Below are 19,821 nucleotides of genomic sequence, written 5' to 3'. Positions count from 1 at the left end.
CACTGGGCCGATGACGGGCACACCGGCCCGCGGGCCCTTGATCGCGGTTCTCGCGGCGATCGTCGTCGTACTCGGTCTGGCGCCGTCGACTGCGGTGGCCACACCCGTCTCCCACCCCCGCGTGGACATGTCGACGTCCTCCGTCGCCACCGAATGCGCCGGCACGCCCATCCGGGTCGCCGTGCGCTGGTACTTCCCGCCCGGCCGCCCGTCGGCGCTGGTGTGGCTGCAGCACGGCTTCTCCCGGACCGCGGCCAACCTCGACGCCCTCGCTCGTGCGTATGCGGCCGCAGGTTTCCTCGTCGCGAGCCCGACACTGGACTCGGTCAACCTCGGCGGGTGCGCCGTCGCGTACAACGTCGTCGACAACGCGGCATTCGCGCAAACCATCGGCGGGGTGTTCGGCTCCGGCGCCGACACCGGCACTTCGCTCGCGACCGGCCTTCGCCGCGCTCGGGATGCCGCGCGCCGACCCGACGTGACGGTGCCGTACCGGATGGTCTTCGCCGGGCATTCCGCGGGCGGCGAGTTCGTGGTCGTGGCGGCCGACGCGCTGCGCCGCTCGGACCCGGCGGCCTATCGACGACTGGCCGGACTCATGCTGTTCGATCCGGTGAATTCGTTCTTCGGCACGCACTTCGCCTCGGCCGCAACATCTCTCGGAGACGACGATCTCCCGGTCCGGGTGATCGCGTCGCAGCCGTCGCTGTCCAACTCCTTCGGGTCCGGGGTCTCACTGCTCCAGCGGACGACGCGCCGGCGATTCCTGGGTGCGCAATTGGTCACCGGCATCCACATCGACGCGGAGGGGGACTCGACCGATCTCGTCGGCGAGCTGTCCGAGCTCGCCGTCCCACGCCCCCGCAACGGTCGGGTCATCCGGAACCTGGCGATCGGATGGTCGTCGGACATGGTGACGAACTCGGTGACCCCGACCCACTACCCCGGCGGCGACTACTACGACCTGCTGGTCGCGACCCGCACCGTCACCACGCTTTCCGCGCGCTGAGCAACCCGGAGCAGCGAAAAGCCCTCGCACCCAATGGATGCGAGGGCATTTCGTCAGAGAGCTACAGGCTCGGTCGACTCACCGGTAGTCGTTGGAGAAGCCATAGTCGTCCAGCGGCACCGCAGCGCCGGCCGGAGCACCGAAGGTGCCGTCCGGGCTGTAGTAGGTGTCGTCGTACGACGGCACCGCGTAGGCCGCGGCACGTGCCTCTTCGGTGGGCTGGACCTGGATGTTCCGGTAGCGGTTGATACCGGTACCGGCCGGGATCAGCTTACCGATGATCACGTTCTCCTTCAGACCGATCAGCTTGTCGCTGCGGCTGTTGATCGCCGCGTCGGTCAGGACACGCGTGGTCTCCTGGAACGACGCCGCTGACAGCCACGACTCGGTCGCCAGCGAGGCCTTGGTGATACCCATCAGGACCGGGCGGCCGGCAGCCGGCTCGCCACCCTCGGCGACGACGCGACGGTTCTCCGCCTCGAACTCGGCGCGCTCGACGAGCGAGCCGGGCAGGAACTCGGTGGAACCGTGGTCGATGATCGTCACGCGACGCAGCATCTGACGCACGATGGTCTCGATGTGCTTGTCGTGGATCGACACGCCCTGACTGCGGTAGACCTCCTGGACCTCGTTGACCAGGTGGATCTGCACCTGACGCGGACCCATGACGCGCAGGACCTCGTGCGGGTTGGCCGAGCCCTCCATGAGCTGCTGGCCGACCTCGACGTGGTCACCGTCGGCGAGGAGACGCTCGGTGCCGTCGTCGTGCTTGAACACGCGCAGACGCTGACGCTTCGAGATCTTGTCGTAGACGACCTCTTCCGAACCGTCGTCCGGGATGATCGTGATCTTGTAGAAGCGGTCGTCGTCCTCGAGACGGACCCGGCCGGAGACCTCCGCGATCGGCGCGACGCCCTTGGGGACGCGGGCCTCGAAGAGCTCCTGGACTCGCGGCAGACCACCGGTGATGTCGTCACCGACGCCACCCTGGTGGAACGTACGCATCGTCAACTGGGTACCGGGCTCACCGATCGACTGGGCGGCGATGATACCGACGGCCTCGCCGATGTCGACGAGCTTGCCGGTCGCCATCGAACGGCCGTAGCACATGGCGCAGACGCCGGTGCCGGTGCCACAGGTAAGGACCGAACGCACCTTGACCTGCGTGATGCCGGCGGCGAGGCATGCCTCGATGGCCGGATCGCCCAGGTCGTGACCACGCTCGACGATGACGTTGCCGTCCGCGTCGACCGCGTCGGCGGCCAGGGTGCGGGCGTACGCCGAGGTCTCGACGTGCGCGTCCCGGATGATCGAGCCGTCGGGCTGCTTCTCACCCAGCGAGACGGTGATGCCGCGCTCGGTGCCACAGTCGTGCTCGCGCACGATGACGTCCTGCGAGACGTCCACCAGACGACGGGTCAGGTAACCCGAGTCGGCGGTACGGAGTGCGGTGTCCGCCAGACCCTTTCGGGCGCCGTGGGTGTTGATGAAGTACTCGGCCACGGTCAGGCCCTCGCGGAACGAGGACTTGATCGGACGCGGGATGAACTCGCCCTTCGGGTTGGTCACCAGACCCTTCATGCCCGACAGGTTGCGGACCTGGGTCATGTTGCCCGTCGCACCCGACTTCGGGATCATCGTGATCGGGTTGTCGTCGGGGTAGTACTCCTCCATGGCCTTACCGACTTCCTCGGTGGCCTGCTTCCAGATCTCCACGAGGGCGTCACGACGCTCGTCCGGCGTGAGGGCACCGCGCTGGAACTTGCGCTCCAGGCCGTCGGCGCGCTCCTCGTAACGCTCGAGGATCTCCTTCTTCTGCGGCGGCACGAGCACGTCGGCCATCGACACGGTCACGCCCGAACGGGTGGCCCAGTAGAAGCCGACGTCCTTCAACTTGTCGACGGTCTGGGCGACCACGATCATCGGGTAGCGCTCGGCGAGATCGTTGATGATCGCGGCCTGACGCTTCTTCGGCATCTGCTCGTCGACGTACGGGTACTCGACGGGCAGCAGCTCGTTGAAGAGCACGCGGCCCAGCGTGGTGATGGTGGTCCACGGCTGGCCGTAACGCCATCCCTCCGGGAACAGCTCGGCCTCGACGTCGGCCGGCGGACGCAGCTCGGTCAGGCGCACCTTGATGCGCGACTGAACGGTCAGCTGGCCACGGTCGACGGCCATGATGGCCTCGGCCGGGCTCGAGTAGACGCCGCGCTCGACGTCGTTCTCGGTGGCCGGCTGGTACTCGCCCTTCGCACCCTCCTTGAGGGTGGTCAGGTAGTACAGACCGGTCACCATGTCCAGACGCGGCATGGCGAGCGGGCGACCCGACGCCGGCGACAGGATGTTGTTGCTCGACAGCATCAGGATGCGGGCCTCGGCCTGCGCCTCCGCGCTCAGCGGCAGGTGCACGGCCATCTGGTCACCGTCGAAGTCGGCGTTGAAGGCCTCACACACCAGCGGGTGCAGCTGGATGGCCTTGCCCTCGACCAGCTGCGGCTCGAAGGCCTGGATACCGAGGCGGTGCAGGGTCGGAGCACGGTTCAGCAGGACCGGGTGCTCGGCGATCACCTCTTCGAGGACGTCCCACACCGCGGGGCGCTGACGCTCGACCATGCGCTTGGCCGACTTGATGTTCTGGGCCTGGTTCAGGTCGACCAGGCGCTTCATCACGAACGGCTTGAACAGCTCGAGAGCCATCAGCTTCGGCAGACCGCACTGGTGCAGCTTCAGCTGCGGACCGACGACGATGACCGAACGGCCCGAGTAGTCGACGCGCTTGCCGAGCAGGTTCTGACGGAAACGACCCTGCTTGCCCTTGAGCAGATCCGACAGCGACTTCAGCGGACGGTTGCCCGGACCGGTGACCGGACGACCGCGACGGCCGTTGTCGAACAGTGCGTCGACCGACTCCTGCAGCATCCGCTTCTCGTTGTTGACGATGATCTCGGGCGCGCCGAGGTCGATCAGTCGCTTGAGGCGGTTGTTGCGGTTGATCACGCGACGGTACAGGTCGTTCAGGTCCGAGGTGGCGAAGCGGCCACCGTCGAGCTGGACCATCGGACGCAGCTCCGGCGGGATCACCGGCACGGCGTCGAGGACCATGCCCAGCGGCGAGTTGCCCGACTGCTGGAACGCGGCGACGACCTTCAGTCGCTTGAGAGCACGGAGCTTCTTCTGGCCCTTACCGGTGCGGATGGTCTCGCGAAGTGCCTCGGCCTCGGCGTCGATGTCGAAGTTCTCGAGGAGCTTCTTGATCGCCTCGGCGCCCATCGCGCCCTGGAAGTACTCGCCGTAGCGCTCTTCGAGCTGGCGGTAGACCTTCTCGTCGATGATGAGGTCGCCCGGGGCGAGCTTGGTGAACTTGTCCCAGATCTCCTCGAGCGCGTCGAGCTCACGCTGCGCGGCGTCGCGCATCCGACGCATTTCGCGCTCGGCGCCGTCACGCACCTTGCGGCGCACGTCCGCCTTGGCACCCTCGGCCTCGAGCTCGGCGAGATCCTGCTCGAGCTTCTTCTGGCGCTCGGCGAGGTCGGCGTCGCGCTGGTCGGCGATCGCCTTCTTCTCGACCTCCATCTCGGCCTCGAGCGTCGACAGCTCGTTGTGGCGCAGCTCGTCGTCGACCGCGGTGATCACGTAGGCGGCGAAGTAGATGATCTTCTCGAGATCCTTCGGCGCCAGGTCGAGCAGGTAGCCGAGACGGCTCGGCACACCCTTGAAGTACCAGATGTGCGTGACCGGGGCGGCGAGCTCGATGTGGCCCATGCGCTCACGGCGCACCTTGGCCTTGGTCACCTCGACGCCGCAGCGCTCACAGATGATGCCCTTGAAGCGGACGCGCTTGTACTTGCCGCAGTAGCACTCCCAGTCGCGAGTCGGTCCGAAGATCTTCTCGCAGAACAGGCCGTCCTTCTCCGGCTTCAGCGTGCGGTAGTTGATCGTCTCCGGCTTCTTGACCTCACCGTACGACCAGTTGTGAATATCGTCGGCCGTGGCCAGGCCGATCTTGAGTTCGTCGAAAAAGTTGACGTCGAGCACTTGTTACCTTTCCAGAGCTCTGTTGTCAGTGGGTCGGGCTGCCGGTCGTGGCGGACGACCGGCAACCCGGCCCGAGTTGGTGAGGATCAATCAGTTCGCGAGGTCGTCGACCGTGGCCGACTCGTTACGCGACAGGTTGATGCCGAGGTTGGCCGCGGCGCGCTCCAGGTCCTCGTCGTCGGAGTCGTGCATCTCGATGGCCGCACCGTCGGAGCTGAGCACCTCGACGTTCAGGCACAACGACTGGAGCTCCTTGAGGAGCACCTTGAACGACTCGGGGATGCCCGGCTCGGGGATGTTCTCGCCCTTGACGATGGCCTCGTAGACCTTCACGCGGCCGACGACGTCGTCCGACTTGATGGTCAGCAGCTCCTGCAGGGTGTAGGCCGCGCCGTACGCCTGCATGGCCCAACACTCCATCTCACCGAAGCGCTGGCCACCGAACTGCGCCTTACCACCGAGCGGCTGCTGGGTGATCATCGAGTACGGACCGGTCGAACGGGCGTGGATCTTGTCGTCGACCAGGTGGTGCAGCTTGATGATGTACATGTAGCCGACCGCCACCGGGTACGGGAACGGCTCGCCGGAGCGACCGTCGTACAGGATCGCCTTGCCGTCTCCGTTGACCATCACCTCGCCGTCGCGGTTGGGGAGAGTCGAGGACAGCAGTCCGGTCAGCTCCTCCTCGCGCGCACCGTCGAACACCGGGGTCGCGGTCTTGGTGTTCGGCGGCGCCGAGTACATGTCCTCGGGCAGGTTCTCGGCCCACTCGGGGACGCCACCGGCGACGTCGATGTTCCAACCGGCCTTGGCGATCCACCCGAGGTGGGTCTCCAGGATCTGGCCGATGTTCATACGACGCGGCACGCCGTGGGTGTTCAGGATGATGTCGACCGGGGTGCCGTCGGGCAGGAACGGCATGTCCTCCTGCGGGAGGATCTTGCCGATGACGCCCTTGTTGCCGTGGCGGCCGGCCAGCTTGTCGCCGTCCTGGATCTTGCGCTTCTGGGCCACGTATACGCGGACCAGCTCGTTGACGCCCGGGGGCAGATCGTCGTCGTCCTCGCGGCTGAACACGCGGACGCCGATGACCTTGCCGGTCTCGCCGTGCGGCACCTTCAGCGAGGTGTCGCGCACCTCGCGGGCCTTCTCACCGAAGATCGCACGGAGCAGGCGCTCCTCCGGGGTCAGCTCGGTCTCGCCCTTCGGGGTGACCTTGCCGACCAGGATGTCGCCGTCGCGGACCTCGGCACCGATGCGGACGATGCCGCGCTCGTCGAGGTCGGCGAGGACCTCGTCGGAGACGTTCGGGATGTCCCGGGTGATCTCCTCGGCGCCGAGCTTGGTGTCACGGGCGTCGATCTCGTGCTCCTCGATGTGGATAGAGGTGAGCACGTCCTCCTCCACGAGGCGCTGGCTCAGGATGATCGCGTCCTCGTAGTTGTGGCCCTCCCACGGCATGATCGCCACGAGCAGGTTCTTGCCGAGCGCCATCTCACCGTTCTCGGTGCAGGGGCCGTCGGCGAGGACCTGGCCGGCCTCCACGCGCTGGCCCTCGTCCACGATCGGGCGCTGGTTGGCGCACGTGCCGTGGTTCGAGCGGGCGAACTTGCGCAGGCGGTAGGTGTCGCGGGTGCCGTCGTCGGCCATGACGGTGATGTAGTCGGCCGAGACCTCCTCGACCACACCGGTCTTGGCGGAGACGATGACGTCACCGGCGTCGACGGCGGCACGCAGCTCCATGCCGGTGCCGACCAGCGGCGACTCGCTGCGCAGCAGCGGCACCGCCTGACGCTGCATGTTCGCACCCATGAGGGCGCGGTTCGCGTCGTCGTGCTCGAGGAACGGGATCATCGCCGTCGCGACCGACACCATCTGGCGCGGCGAGACGTCGAGGTACGCGACCTCCTTCGGGCTGACGAACTTGACCTCGGAGCCCTTCTCACGGACGAGCACGCGCTCGTCGGTGATGCGGCCGTCGGAGTCGAAGTTCGTGTTCGCCTGGCCGATGAGGTAGCGGTCCTCCTCGTCGGCGGTCATGTACTCGATCTCGTCGGTGACGACACCGTCGACGACCTTGCGGTACGGGGTCTCGATGAAGCCGAACGGGTTGACCCGCGCGTACACCGAGAGCGAACCGATCAGACCGATGTTCGGACCCTCAGGGGTCTCGATCGGGCACATGCGGCCGTAGTGCGACGGGTGGACGTCGCGGACCTCGAGGCCGGCGCGCTCGCGGCTCAGACCGCCCGGGCCCAGCGCCGACAGGCGACGCTTGTGGGTCAGACCCGAGAGCGGGTTGTTCTGGTCCATGAACTGCGACAGCTGGCTGGTGCCGAAGAACTCCTTGATCGCCGCCACGACGGGACGGATGTTGATCAGGGTCTGCGGCGTGATCGCCTCGACGTCCTGGGTGGTCATGCGCTCGCGCACGACCCGCTCCATACGCGACAGGCCGACGCGGATCTGGTTCTGGATCAGCTCGCCGACGGTGCGCAGGCGACGGTTGCCGAAGTGGTCGATGTCGTCGACCTCGACGGGCACCTCGACCCCACCCGGGCCGGTCATGTAGGTGGTGGTGTGCGGATCGGCCTCGTGCAGACGCACCAGGTACTCGACGGTGGTGACGATGTCCTCGCGGGTCAGCGTGGTCTCGCCGGTCATCGGGTTGGCGGTCAGGCCGAGCTTCTTGTTGATCTTGTAGCGGCCCACGCGAGCGAGGTCGTAGCGCTTCTCCTTGAAGAACAGGTTCTCCAGGAGGTTCTCCGCCGACTCCTTGGTCGGGGGCTCGCCCGGACGCAGCTTGCGGTAGACCTCGAGCAGCGCCTCGTCCTGGTTGGCGGTGTTGTCCTTCTCCAGGGTCGACATCATGATCTCGGAGAAGCCGAACCGCTCGGTGATCTCCTCGTTGGTGTAGCCGAGGGCCTTGAGCAGGACGGTGACCGGCTGGCGGCGCTTGCGGTCGATGCGGACACCGACGGTGTCGCGCTTGTCGACGTCGAACTCGAGCCAGGCGCCGCGACCCGGGATCACCTTGACGGTGTGGAGGGTCTTCTCGGTGGCCTTGTCGACGGCGGCGTCGAAGTACACACCAGGGCTGCGGACGAGCTGGCTCACCACGACACGCTCGGTGCCGTTGATGATGAAGCTGCCCTTGTCGGTCATGATCGGGAAGTCGCCCATGAAGACGGTCTGCGACTTGATCTCACCGGTGTTGTTGTTGATGAACTCCGCGGTGACGAACAGGGGCGCCGCGTAGGTCATGTCCTTGTCCTTGCACTCCTCGACGGAGGCCTTGACCTCGTCGAAGTGCGGATCGGAGAAGGACAGGGACATCGAACCCGAGAAGTCCTCGATCGGGGAGAGCTCCGCGAGGACCTCCTCCAGACCGCCGACCGGGTTCTCCTCGCCGCGAGCGATCGCCTTGGCGCGCCACTCCGGTGACCCGACGAGCCATTCGAACGAATCGAGTTGGATATCGAGGAGGCCAGGGACCTCCAGCGGCTCGCTGATCTTTGCAAACGACGCGCGATGCGGCGCGCCGGGGATTGTTGAGGTGGACTGGCGGTTGACTGCCAAGATGCGTCCTTCCAACACGACGTTATTCACAACCTAGATGTGTGGTGGCTTGATGGGCCGTTCGCTGGTGGCAACCTGAAATCGGCGATCACACCAGCACACACGAACAGGTGGCCGTAGAAGGATCGGTAGATGGACAGGAGGCAGCCAGCGCAACGTCCAACTGTAGCAGAAAATAGACGCACTTTGTCAAGCCGTCTGTGAATCGATCTGGAAGCGATGTCCGCGCGGATGGCTGCCTGCACGTCGATCGCTGGAGACAGACTGTCCCGTCGACGCCCAAACGTCAAGCGGTACGCGCCAATTTCGCGAATCTGTCCCCGACCTCACCGGCCCGGAGGCGGCCTAGAAGGGCTCGACCGCCTCGATCCGCCACGTGTCACCCTCCTTGACCATGGCGAACTGGGCGCGCGGCGCACCGCTGTTGGTGGCGATGCTGTTCTGCGTCTCGCTGATCACCAGGTTCGCGATGACCGACGCGTGCGCGCCGTCACCGCCGCCGGTGAGGTCGCGGACGCCGATCGCGTCGACCCGGCACTCGGCGCCGGTCTTGGTCTGGGTGATCAGGTCCCGCTGGGCCTTGAAGGACTTGTCGAACTCCTCGCGGGCCTTGCCGGTCAGGGCGTTCTGCGCGCGCTTCTGCCAGGCGTCGAGCTCGGTGTACTCGTATCCGAAGATCGCGCAGATACGTTGCTGCGCCTGCGATGTCAGCTGCGACGTCGCCTTGGCGTCGATGAACGCCTTGTCGGAGCCGAGCCACGGCTGGAAGGCCAGCACGATGGCGAGCGCGGCGAGGATCGCCGCCACGCCGGCCAGGATCGCGGGAAGTGCCCACCAGCGACGGTCACCGGTCTGCGACGGGCGTCCGGGCCCGCGGGTCTGGCGTGGCTGCGCGCCGGTGTCGGCACTCTCGGATCGCGGACGCAGCGTCGAGACGCGGGCGACGGGGCGGGCCTTGGGCTTGGACAGGTCGACGGTGCCCGAGGCCGCCGAGGTCTCCGACGGTGATTCGGAGGCCGTCTCCGACGGTGATTCGGAGGTCGTCTCCGACCGGGACCTCTCGGTCGTCTCCGACCGGGACTTCTCGGTCGTCTCCGACCGGGACTTCTCGGTCGTCTCCGACGAGGGCCGGGTGGTGGCCTCGGTCTCGGCGACCTCTGCCCTACCGACCTCGGGGGCCCGGTCCGTCGGGCGGGTGCCGGCGTGACCGGCGATCTTCGGCGTCTTCCGACGCTTCTCCGGCTGCTTCCTACCGGTCGGCTTCTTCGGGGTCCGCGCCATCAGTTGCCCCCTTCCGGCGCCGGTGCGGCGCCCCCGCCGGCATCGGCGTACTCGATTCCCTCGAGTCCGACGACGTTCTCGGCCTTCCAGGCACCGTCGGACTTGACCATGCTCACGTCGAAACCGCGGGTCTGCTCGACCGGCGGCTGGTCGGGCCGCTGCAGGGTGGTGACGACGTAGACGAGGACCTTCGCCTTCTCCTCCTCGGCGTTGACCTCGCTCGGCGCGCTGCGCAACAGGCGGGCGGACAGCTTCGCGGCGTCCGGGCCGGCCTCCGCCAGCATCTCGAGGACGTTCTGTTGCTGCCCCGGCTTCTTCTCTCCGGTGCCGAGGACCTCGTCCTTCGCCTGGCCGGTGAGGGAGGCGTCGACGCGTCGCTTGAACTCGTCGAGGTCGGCCGGATCGATCGTCGTGATGTTCAGGACCGCCTGCTCGGCGGCCTGGGTCGCGTCCTCACGGGCCGTCTCGGCCTCGGTCGCGTCACTCGCGCTGATCGCGAAGACCACGACGCACACGAGCGCCGCGATCACCGCGACGACCGACAGTGCCAACGGGACGACCCGCAGCAACGCCGAGCGTGCGCCGGTCCCCTCCCCCGCGGTCGGGGTCGAGCCGGGCTGGGTCGAACCGGGCGCGGTGCCGGGTTTCTCGGGGGTGCCACTCATCGCAGACACTGTATCGATCACTCCTGAGCGCAGCCCAAATCCCGACGTACCGCACATGCGGTGCGCCGGGACCTGGATGGGCGCGTCGTTACTTGGGCCGGACGCCGAGCAGCGCTGCGAGCTGCGTGGCGATCGGGTTGAGGTTGAGCTTGTCCGGGTCCTTCTTCGGCGTCTTGTCCCACGGCTGGGGGTACGCCGGGTTGGCGTACTGCGCGCGCTCCGCACCGCGGACACCGGTCGGATTGCCGAACGGGACCTTGCAGGTGGCCTCGGTGTTGAACGGGAACTCGTCGTAGTGGACGTCGAAGTTCGGGTTCTTGCGCTTCATCTCCGCGATGATCGCCTGCGTGCCCTCGTAGCCCTTGGTGCACGACACCGGGTTGTTGGTCTCCAGGACGACGCCGAAGTGGATCTGACCGTCGCCCGGCGCCGGCGCGTGGCTGCCCGCCGACAGCGCCGAGAGCATCGCGAAGGTGGTCGACGTGTTGTAGGTGACCGGCTGGATCGTCCGGGCCACCTCGCCGAGGTCCTTCACGACCTTGGAGATGTCGTTGCCGTTCTTCTGGATCAGCTCCGAGATCTGGGTCGCCGACAGCGTGCCGGTGGTGAGCAGGCGCCGCAGATCGGGATCCGACGTCGCGAGGGTCGCGGTGATCAGGTTGATGTTGCGCGACCAGCTCAGGATGGCGTCGGACTGGTCGGCCTGCGTCTCCAGGACCACGTTGGAGTCCTGGATCAGCCCGACTACCTCGGAGAGGTTGTCGACGCCGGCCCGCGACAGCTTGCCCAGCGAGTCCACCAGGCGGGTGAGGTTCTCGCCCTGCCCGTTGAACGCCTTGCCGAGCTCGGTGATGACCACGTTCAGGTCCTCGACCGGGATCGACGAGGTGAAGTCGATCGCCGACTTGACCACGTCCTCCAGCGGCTCGGGCAGCTGGTACTTGGTGATCACGTCGCCGTTCTTCAGGTACGGACCCGACGAGGTGGTCGGCTGCAGGTCGACGTACTGCTCACCGATCGCCGAACGCGACGCGACGACGGCCACCGCCGACGCCGGGATCTTCGGTGCGCCCGAGTTGATCTGCAACTCGACGTCCACGCCGTCCTTGGTCAGGTTCAGCGCGCCGACGGTGCCCACCGGCACGCCGAGGTAGGTGACCTCGGCGTTGCTGAAGATACCGCCCGAGTCGGGCAGCTCCGCGGTGACGGTGTAGATGCCCACACCCGCGAGCTTGTCCAGCCGCGCGTACTTCGCACCCACGTAGACCAGCGCGACGAGGCCGACGACGACGAACACCGCGAGCTGGATCTTGACGAACTTCGTGATCATCGACCTGCTCCTGAGGATGCCTGACCGGACGTCGCGGGCTTGAGACCCATCGCGGACAGCGGACCGTCGAGGATTCCCTGTCCGGGGACCGCCGGGGTCGGCATCGGGCCGGTGCCCTGGGCGGTCGAGCGCGAGAACGATGCCGGGTAGGTACCACCCGACGGCGGGGTGTTCGGCCCCGGCCGCCAGTTCGGTCCCGGTGGCAACAGCGTGATCGTCGGCCAGCCGTACCGCGGACCGTTGCCGTCGTAGTACGGGTTGCGCGGGTTGACCGGCACGTTCACGCGGGCATTCGGCGAGTACTTCGGGGTCCCCTGCCCCACGCCGAGCGCCTCGAGCTGGTTGAGCAGGCGCAGGTCGAGCGTCATGAACAGGTTGACCGAGTCACCCTTGACCGCCGGCAGGATCCAGTCCGGGAACGGAAGCGTCAGCATCAGCGGTGCCGCCGTGATCAGGTCCGGAGCGGCCTTGGCCAGCTCGGTCAGCACCGGGCGCAGCGCCTTCAGGTCGTTGATCAACGCCTTGCGGGACTTGCCGAGGATGTCGGTGCCCACCTCACCCAGCTGATCGAGCTTGGTCAGCAGGTCGACGAACTGCGGCCGCTGCTCCTCGAGCACCTCGATGCCCTCGGGCAGCTGCTTGAGGATGCGGTCGATCTGCGTGGTCTGCTTCTCGGCGCGCGCCGACAGGTCGGCGAGACCGTCGATCGCGGTGATGATGTCGTCACGCTGGCGGTTGAGGCCCGCGATGAGCTCCTCGGTCTCGTCGAGCAGGTCACGCACCTTGTCGGTGCGGCCGTCGAGCACCTTGTTCAGCTCCGACACGATCGGCTGCAGTTGATTGATGCCGCCGCCGGTTAGCAGCATCGCCAGCGCACCGAGCACCTGCTCTATGTCAGTGGCGGTCCGGGTGCGCGACGCCGGGATCGGCTGCGACGGATTCTGCCGCGGCGCGTTCTGGCTGCCCTCGGGCTCGCTGAGCGCCACGAACTTCTCACCGAGCAGATTGGTCTGTTGAACGCTGGCCTCGGCCTTGTCGGACAGATCGACGCTGTTCTTCACCTGGACCGTGACCTGGGCATACCAGGCGTCCTTCGGCACCTCGACCTTGGTGACGCGGCCGACGGGGATGCCGTTCTGCTTCACCATCGACTGCGGCACCAGGTCGAGCACGTCGTCGAACTGGATCTTGTAGGTGCGCGGGTTCGACCCGGTGTCGACGCCGCCGGGGAGCGGGATCGACTGGATGCCGCCGGACATGCAGCCCGACACCATCACCGTCAACGAGAGCACCGCGCCGGCCAGCGCCATACGCATGGACCGTCGGTTCATCAGTTGCCTCCCCGGGGTGCGCTCGTGGTCGGGGTCGCGGACTTCGACGCCGGCGTCTTGGAGGTCGGCGACTTCGAGGACGGCGCCGGCCTCGGTGTCGACTTCCGCGCCGACGACGGCGCAGGCGTGTTGATCTGCGGGTCCGGGTTGCCGGGGACCGTGCCGGGCACCGGGTACTTCTGGAGCTTGTTGCCGCTCATGATGCCGAAGGGCAGCACCGGCAGCATCGGCTCGAGCACACCGTCGGTGATCTGCTTGCCGACCGCCTCACACTGGTTGATCAGCGGACGCAGGGTGTTGGAGAACTGCGTCGCCTGGGGGTTGCCCGGCAGCAACTGCCCGAGGTCGAGCAGGCGGCACTGGGCCCCGATCAGGTCCTGCAGATCCGGGATCGTCAGGCGCAGGTCGAGCGTGCCCGACTCCGCGTTGTAGGCGTTGATCAGGTTGTTCATCGCCAGCGGAAGGACGGTCAGGACCTCCTTGAGGTGGGTCTTCTCGTCGAGCAGTGCCTGCGTGGTCGGCTTGAGGTCGCGGACCGTCTCGCCGATCTGCTCGCGGTTGTCCTCGAGGAACTCCGCCACGTCGCCCAGGGCGATCGACAGCTTGTTCAGCGAGGACGCGAGCTGCTGGCGCTCGCCGGCGAGGAACTGGTTGAACGACGCCATCTGCGAGTTGAACTGACGCACCTGGGCGTCGTTCTCGCGCAGCGCACCGACGAAGGTGTTGAGGTTCTTGACGGTGTCGAACAGGTTGCCGCGCGAATCGCTCAGCGTGGTGGACGCCTTCGACAGGTTCTCGATGGCCGCGCCGAGCTTCTCGCCGTTGCCCTGCAGGTTCGCCGCGCCGGTCGCGACGAGCTCGCTCACCGCACCCACGCGGCCGGTGCCGTCGGTCTTGTTCGCGCCGTCGGGACCGAGGGCGTCGGACAGCTCCTTCACGCTGCGGTAGAGCTCGTCGACCTCCACCGGCACCATCGTCTTGTCCTCGCCGAGGGTGATGTCGCGCGGCGCCTTCGGCCCACCGGAGTAGGCCGGGGTGAGCTGCACGAAACGGTCGGCGACGACCGACGGGATCACCTGCACCGCGCGGACGTCCTCGGGGAGGGTGATGCCGCGGTCGACGGTCATCGTGACCTTGACCTTGTCACCCTGCGGCTCCACCGAATCCACCTTGCCGACGGCCACACCGAGGATGCGCACGTCGGAACCGGAGTAGATGCCGACGGTGCTCTTGAAGGTCGCGGTGATCTTGGTGGTGCCGATGTTCGAGAACGCCCACCAGCCCACACCCGCCACGACCAGCGCGACGATGATCGCGAAAACCGTGACCACGATGTGCCGCGGGGTGAACCAACGGCCCGGGCCGGCGGTCTGCGTCAGATCTGGTGCCGTCATCAGCCTGCCCCCGTTCCGCCGTTGTTCTCCATGACCTTCTTGTTCGGCGGCCGCGTGGTGTTCTGTTGCGGCAGCGCCGGCGGCAGCAGGTTCACGACGACCTGGTCGAACCAGCGACCGTTGCCGAGCACGTTGGCGTAGAGCCGGTAGAACGGCGCCATGTACTTGATCGTGTCGCGGATGTTCTGGTTCTGACGGGTCAGCAGTTCGTTCACGCCCTTCAGTGCGTCGAGAGCCGGCCCGATCTGCTCCTCGTTGTCGCGGACGATGCCGCTCAGCGAGTCGCCGAGGCTGGTCGTGGACGCGAGCAGCGCGGAGATCGACTGCTGCCGCTTGTTCAACTCGTCGAGGAGTTGGCCCGCACCGCCGATGAGGCGCACGAACTCCTCGTTGCGGTCGGCCAGGATCTTCGAGGTCTGCTTGGTCGCGTCGAGGAGCTTCTGCACCTCCTGGTCGCGGCTGGCGATGGTGTTCGACAGTCGCGCCAGGCCTTCGAGCGCGGGACCGGCGTTGGCCGGAGTGCCCGAGAAGGCGTCCGACAGGACCCGCATCGAATCGGCGAGTTGCTTGTTGTCGAAGTCCTCGATCTGCTCGGCCGCCGCGGAGAACGCCTCGATCACGTCGTACGGCGCGACCGTGTCGGTCAGCGGGACGTCGGGATCGGCCGGCTTACTGCCGCGCGGATTCAGCGCCAGGTACTTCTGACCGAGGATCGTCTTGATCTGGATCGACGCCTGGGTCTGGTCACCGATCCAGGTGTCCTGCACCTTGAAGGTGACGTCGACGCGGTCACCGTTGAGTTTCACGCTGTCGACCTCGCCGACCTTCACGCCCGCGACGCGCACCTCGTTGCCGGGACGCAGTCCGGCGGCCTCGGTGAACTTCGCGGTGTAGCGCGCGCCCGCGCCCAGCAGCGGGACGTCGGTCAGATAGAAGGCACTCAGGCCCATCATCACCATGATGAGGATGCCGATGGCGCCGATGCTGACCGGGCTGCGCCGCCCCGCGAAACGGCGATGGGGGTGCTGCTCGGACTGCTGTGCGGCGCCGGTCTCACCGGCGTCGTTCGTGCTGTTCTCGTCTGCCATCTGGGTCACCCCCCTGGCTTCTCGTCGGCCCAGCAGCGGGTCGCCGCGCTGGTGTACAGGACATGGTTGATATCGGGCAACGGGACCAGCGGCTGGGTCAGCAGCGGAGACTTGCCGTTGCCGGCGACGACGTCGATGCCGCACAGGTAGAACTGGAACCAGGAGCCGAAGGTGGCGGCCCGTCCGACCTTCTGCAGCTTCACCGGGAGATTGGTCAGGGTCTCCTCGATGTCGTCGTTGCGCTTGTTGATCTCGTCGGCGAGCGACTTCAGTCCGGCGATGTCGCCCTGGATCGACGGTCGGGTCTGACCCAGGATGTTCGCGGTCACCGAGGTCAGATTCGACACCGAGCTGATCGCCGAGCCCACCGAACCGCGTTGTGCCGCAAGTCCGGTCACGAGCTTCTCGGTGTTGTCGAGAAGACTGGTGAACTGCTCGTCGTTGCGGTTGACGGTGTCGAGGACCTTGGTCAGGTTGCCGATGAGCTCGCCGATGACCTTGTCCTTGTCGGCGATCGCGTTGGTCAGGTCCGCGGTGTCGCTGACCAGCCGGGTGATGGAACCGCCCTGCCCGTCGAAGACCTTCATGATCTGTTCGGCCAGCTTGTTCACGTCGTCGGCCGACAGCTGCTGGAACAGCGGCCGGAACCCGTTGAACAGCGCGGTCAGGTTCACCGGCGGGTGCGTCGAGGTGTCGTCGTCACCGAGGCCGAAGGTGTGGCCCTGGGGGACTGTCTTCGACGGGTCGCCGGCCCCGCGCTCGAGCGCGAGGTACCGCAGGCCGGTCAGGTTGCGGTAGCGGATGTAGAGCTGGGTGCCATCCGGCAGGCGGTCGCGGTCGACGTTGAACGTCACCATCGCCTTGTTCCGGTCGTAGACCTCGACGCTGTCGACCTGGCCCACGCGGACGCCGGCGATGCGCACGTCGTCGCCCGGGTTGAGCAGGGTCGCGTCGTCGAAGACGGCCTTGAACTTCGCGTCACCGTCGCCGCCGGCGTTCGCGATGGTGATCGCGAGCAGGCTGGTGGTGACGACCGTGACGACCGCGAAGATGATGAGCTTCGTCAGGGGTGCGGCGATCGACTTCATTTGATGTCGACCTTCGCTCCCTGCAGCGCGCCGCCGGCGATCATGGTGACCCAGGTGGGCACCTCCTCCGGCGCCTGACCGGTGGTCGCGCCGTAGATCACCTGCAACTGCTTGCGGTAGTCGGGGTCATCGAACGGGTTCGGTTTCACCGTGCCGGCCGGGACGCCGCTGAACTGCGGCTGCGGCAGCTGCTTGACGTTGCGCGGACCCGGGTTGCGTGACGGCGGCTGGTAGCTGCCGTCGGCGAGACCGCCGCCCGGGTACTGCGGGAACGGGCGGCCGTTGGTCGCGGGCTCGTAGCACACGGCGGGAGGATCGAGGTCCATGAAGCGTGGTTCGTCCTGGTTCGGTAGATAGCGGCCACGGGGGTTGACGAACTGCAGGTTCACTCGCACACCCGGGTTCTTGGTGCCCTCGCCGACGATGACGCGCGACTCCGGGATGAGGCCCGCGAAGTTGCGGAACGTGCACACGAAGGTCGGCGACTGCTTGGCGAGTCCGACGAGCAGTTCTTCGGAGTCGACGAACAGGTCGATCAGGTCGGTGCGGTTCTGCCGCAGCCAGCGTGTGGCGTCGTCGGAGGCCACTCCGAGCGTCGAGATGAGCGTCCGGAGATCGCCCTGCCGCTCGACGAAGGTGTTCGAGGTGGTGCGGAACGAGTCGAGCGCGTCGATGACGTCCGGCAGTGCCTGCGAGTAGGTCTGCGAGAACGTCGCGAGTCCTTCGAGCGTGCCCTCGAGGTCGGGCATGTTCTCGTTGATCTCGCCGAAGATCTTGTCGAGCTCTTCGAGTGTGACGCCGAGCTGCTCACCGCGGCCCGACAGCGCCTGCGACAGCGCGGTCAACGTCGAGTTGAGGTCCTGCGGCGGGATCGCCTCGAGGACCGGGAGCAGCTTGTCGAACAACTGCTGGACCTCGAGCGCGTTGCCGCTGCGGTCGGTCTCGATGGTCGAGCCGTCGTGCAGCGTCGGGCCGTTGTTGTCCTCGGGCACCTGGAGTGCGACGTAGCGCTCGCCGAAGAGGGTCTTCGGCAGGATGCGCGCGGTCGTCTTCGCCGACAGTTCCTTCGCCTTGTCGGGGTCGAGGCCGAGCACGACCTCGACGGACCCGTCGGGCGCAGGCTTCACGTCGCGCACCTCACCGACGACCATGCCGCGCGCCTTGACGTCGGCGTTGGCCGGAAGCGCGTTGCCCGTCGAATCGGTGATCAGGGTGACGTCGGTGAAGTCCTGGAATGTCTTGTTGAACTTCGTGATGGTGGCCGTCAGGAAGAGCGCGACCACGACGAAGAACACCAGGCCGAGCAGTCGTCGGCGCAGCACCTCCATCGCTAACCTCCCACTCTCACGGTCGTGGTGGTGCCCCAGATCGCGAGGCCCAGGAAGAAGTCGAGGACCGCGATCAGGACCAGAGCAGCCCGGACCGCGTGACCCACGGCCACGCCCACGCCCGCGGGTCCGCCCGACGCGTAGAAGCCGTAGTAGCAGTGCACCAGGATGATCACGAAGGCGAATACCAGCACCTTGCCGAACGACCACAGCACGTCGACCGGCGGCAGGAACAGATTGAAGTAGTGATCGTAGGAGCCGCCGGACTGGCCGTTGAACACGGTCGTGACCACGCGGGAGGCGAGGTACGCCGACAGCAGGCCCAGGACGTACAGCGGGATGACGGCGATGAAGCCGGCGATGACGCGCGTGGACACCAGGAACGGGATCGACGGCACGGCCATCGTCTCCAGCGCGTCGATCTCCTCGGAGATGCGCATGGCGCCGAGCTGCGCGGTGAAGCCGCAACCGACGGTCGCCGACAGGGCGAGGCCCGCGACGAGCGGAGCGACCTCACGGGTGTTGACATACGCCGACAGGAAGCCGGTGAGGGCCTGCGAACCGATCTGGTCGAGGGCCGCATAGCCCTGCAGGCCGACGACGACGCCGGTGAAGCCGGACATCAGCACCATCACGCCGATGGTGCCGCCGATGACAGCGAGGCCACCGGAGCCGAACGCCACCTCGGCGAGGAGACGCAGCACCTCGCGGGTGTAGTGCACCAGCGTCTTCGGCATCCACGCGAGCGTGCGTCCGTAGAACGACATCTGCTCGCCGGCGCCGTCGAGCACCTTCAACGGCTTTCCGAGCTGCTTGCGGGCCTCGTACATGTAGTACTCGGGCCTGCTCTTGGCGATCGTCACGCCGCCGCCGGGTTCGGTCACGTCTAGCTCCCCTTCGGCGGGACGACCTGCAGGTAGACCGCCGTGATGATCAGGTTTGCGAGGAACAGCAGCAGGAAGGTGATGACGACGCTCTGGTTGACCGCGTCACCCACACCCTTCGGCCCGCCCTTGGGATTGAGGCCCTTGTAGGCCGCCACGACGCCCGCGAGGACACCGAAGACCGCTGCCTTGAGGGTCGAGACGTACAGGTCGGGCAGCTGGGCCAGGGCGCCGAAGGACGCGAGGTAGGCGCCCGGGGTGCCGCCCTGCACCACGACGTTGAAGAAGTAGCCACCACCGATGCCGATGACCGCGACGAGGCCGTTGAGCAGCATCGCGACGAGGACCATGGCCAGCACGCGGGGCACGACCAGGCGCTGGATCGGGTTGATGCCCAGCACCTCCATGGCGTCGATCTCCTCGCGGATGGTGCGCGAACCGAGGTCGGCGGCCACCGCCGAACCGGCCGCACCCGCGATGAGCAGCGACGTCACCAGGGGCGAGCCCTGCTGGATGACGACCAGCACGCTCGCCGCACCGGTGTACGACTCGGCGCCGAGCTGCTTGATGAGCGAACCCGTCTGCAGCGACACGATCGCGCCGAACGGAATCGCGATAAGCGCCGTGGGCAGGATCGTCACACTGGCGATGAACCACGCCTGCTGGATGAACTCCCGCCACTGAAACGGGCGCACAAAGGTCTGGCGTGCAACATCGACGAACAGCTGAACGATATTGCCGGTCTGTGCGAGGGCACCGGAACCGGCTTTCGCGATTCGGTCGACGCCACGCGTGGTGGCACTTGTCAT

General features: G+C 67.0%; 13 protein-coding genes. 1 reads left to right on the top strand and 12 read right to left on the bottom strand.

The window, feature by feature from the left end; translation table 11 throughout:
* The first annotated feature begins 10 nt into the window (after positions 1 to 10).
* Positions 11 to 1,009: an alpha/beta hydrolase gene (locus ABFT43_RS03505; RefSeq protein ID WP_347958984.1), complete on the top strand. Its 999-nt coding sequence runs from the start codon at positions 11 to 13 to the stop codon at positions 1,007 to 1,009.
* Between the two features lie 78 nt (positions 1,010 to 1,087).
* On the opposite strand, the gene ABFT43_RS03500 is transcribed toward ABFT43_RS03505, so the two are convergent.
* The 12 genes from ABFT43_RS03500 to ABFT43_RS03445 all read right to left on the bottom strand — a co-directional run bounded on the left by ABFT43_RS03500 (position 1,088) and on the right by ABFT43_RS03445 (position 19,821).
* A complete protein-coding gene (locus ABFT43_RS03500; RefSeq protein ID WP_347958983.1) occupies positions 1,088 to 5,044 on the bottom strand; it encodes a DNA-directed RNA polymerase subunit beta' in 3,957 nt (1,318 codons plus the stop codon).
* A 90-nt stretch (positions 5,045 to 5,134) separates the two neighbouring features.
* Entirely contained in the window at positions 5,135 to 8,623 is a 3,489-nt protein-coding gene (gene rpoB, locus ABFT43_RS03495; RefSeq protein ID WP_347958982.1) for a DNA-directed RNA polymerase subunit beta, read from the bottom strand.
* Between the two features lie 345 nt (positions 8,624 to 8,968).
* Positions 8,969 to 9,904: a hypothetical protein gene (locus ABFT43_RS03490; protein WP_347958981.1), complete on the bottom strand. Its 936-nt coding sequence runs from the start codon at positions 9,902 to 9,904 to the stop codon at positions 8,969 to 8,971.
* Positions 9,904 to 10,569, bottom strand: coding sequence for a hypothetical protein (locus ABFT43_RS03485; RefSeq protein ID WP_347958980.1), 666 nt, complete (start codon positions 10,567 to 10,569; stop codon positions 9,904 to 9,906). Before ABFT43_RS03485 ends, ABFT43_RS03490 begins: the two co-directional genes overlap by 1 nt.
* Positions 10,570 to 10,657: 88 nt before the next feature.
* The gene (locus ABFT43_RS03480; RefSeq protein WP_006900776.1) at positions 10,658 to 11,899 is read right to left on the bottom strand and encodes an MCE family protein; all 1,242 of its coding nucleotides are present in this window, start codon (positions 11,897 to 11,899) and stop codon (positions 10,658 to 10,660) included.
* On the bottom strand, positions 11,896 to 13,230 hold the full coding sequence (locus ABFT43_RS03475) for an MCE family protein (protein WP_347958979.1): 1,335 nt from the start codon (positions 13,228 to 13,230) through the stop codon (positions 11,896 to 11,898). The genes ABFT43_RS03480 and ABFT43_RS03475 overlap by 4 nt, the downstream gene beginning before the upstream one ends.
* Positions 13,230 to 14,624: an MCE family protein gene (locus tag ABFT43_RS03470; protein ID WP_006900774.1), complete on the bottom strand. Its 1,395-nt coding sequence runs from the start codon at positions 14,622 to 14,624 to the stop codon at positions 13,230 to 13,232. The genes ABFT43_RS03475 and ABFT43_RS03470 overlap by 1 nt, the downstream gene beginning before the upstream one ends.
* The gene (locus ABFT43_RS03465) at positions 14,624 to 15,712 is read right to left on the bottom strand and encodes an MCE family protein (RefSeq protein ID WP_040526906.1); all 1,089 of its coding nucleotides are present in this window, start codon (positions 15,710 to 15,712) and stop codon (positions 14,624 to 14,626) included. Before ABFT43_RS03465 ends, ABFT43_RS03470 begins: the two co-directional genes overlap by 1 nt.
* Before the next feature lie 5 nt (positions 15,713 to 15,717).
* The gene (locus ABFT43_RS03460; protein ID WP_006900772.1) at positions 15,718 to 16,800 is read right to left on the bottom strand and encodes an MCE family protein; all 1,083 of its coding nucleotides are present in this window, start codon (positions 16,798 to 16,800) and stop codon (positions 15,718 to 15,720) included.
* A complete protein-coding gene (locus tag ABFT43_RS03455) occupies positions 16,797 to 18,128 on the bottom strand; it encodes an MCE family protein (protein WP_279106034.1) in 1,332 nt (443 codons plus the stop codon). Before ABFT43_RS03455 ends, ABFT43_RS03460 begins: the two co-directional genes overlap by 4 nt.
* Positions 18,129 to 18,130: 2 nt before the next feature.
* Complete coding sequence (locus ABFT43_RS03450) at positions 18,131 to 18,958, bottom strand: MlaE family ABC transporter permease (protein ID WP_051997211.1); 828 nt, start codon at positions 18,956 to 18,958, stop codon at positions 18,131 to 18,133.
* A 56-nt stretch (positions 18,959 to 19,014) separates the two neighbouring features.
* Positions 19,015 to 19,821 carry an MlaE family ABC transporter permease gene (locus ABFT43_RS03445; protein WP_347958978.1) on the bottom strand — a complete coding sequence of 269 codons (807 nt, stop codon included), beginning with the start codon at positions 19,819 to 19,821 and terminating at the stop codon, positions 19,015 to 19,017.

It is taken from the genome of Gordonia aurantiaca (assembly GCF_039939235.1).
Lineage (GTDB): Bacteria > Actinomycetota > Actinomycetes > Mycobacteriales > Mycobacteriaceae > Gordonia.
This window is presented reverse-complemented; position numbering and strand designations above follow the sequence as displayed.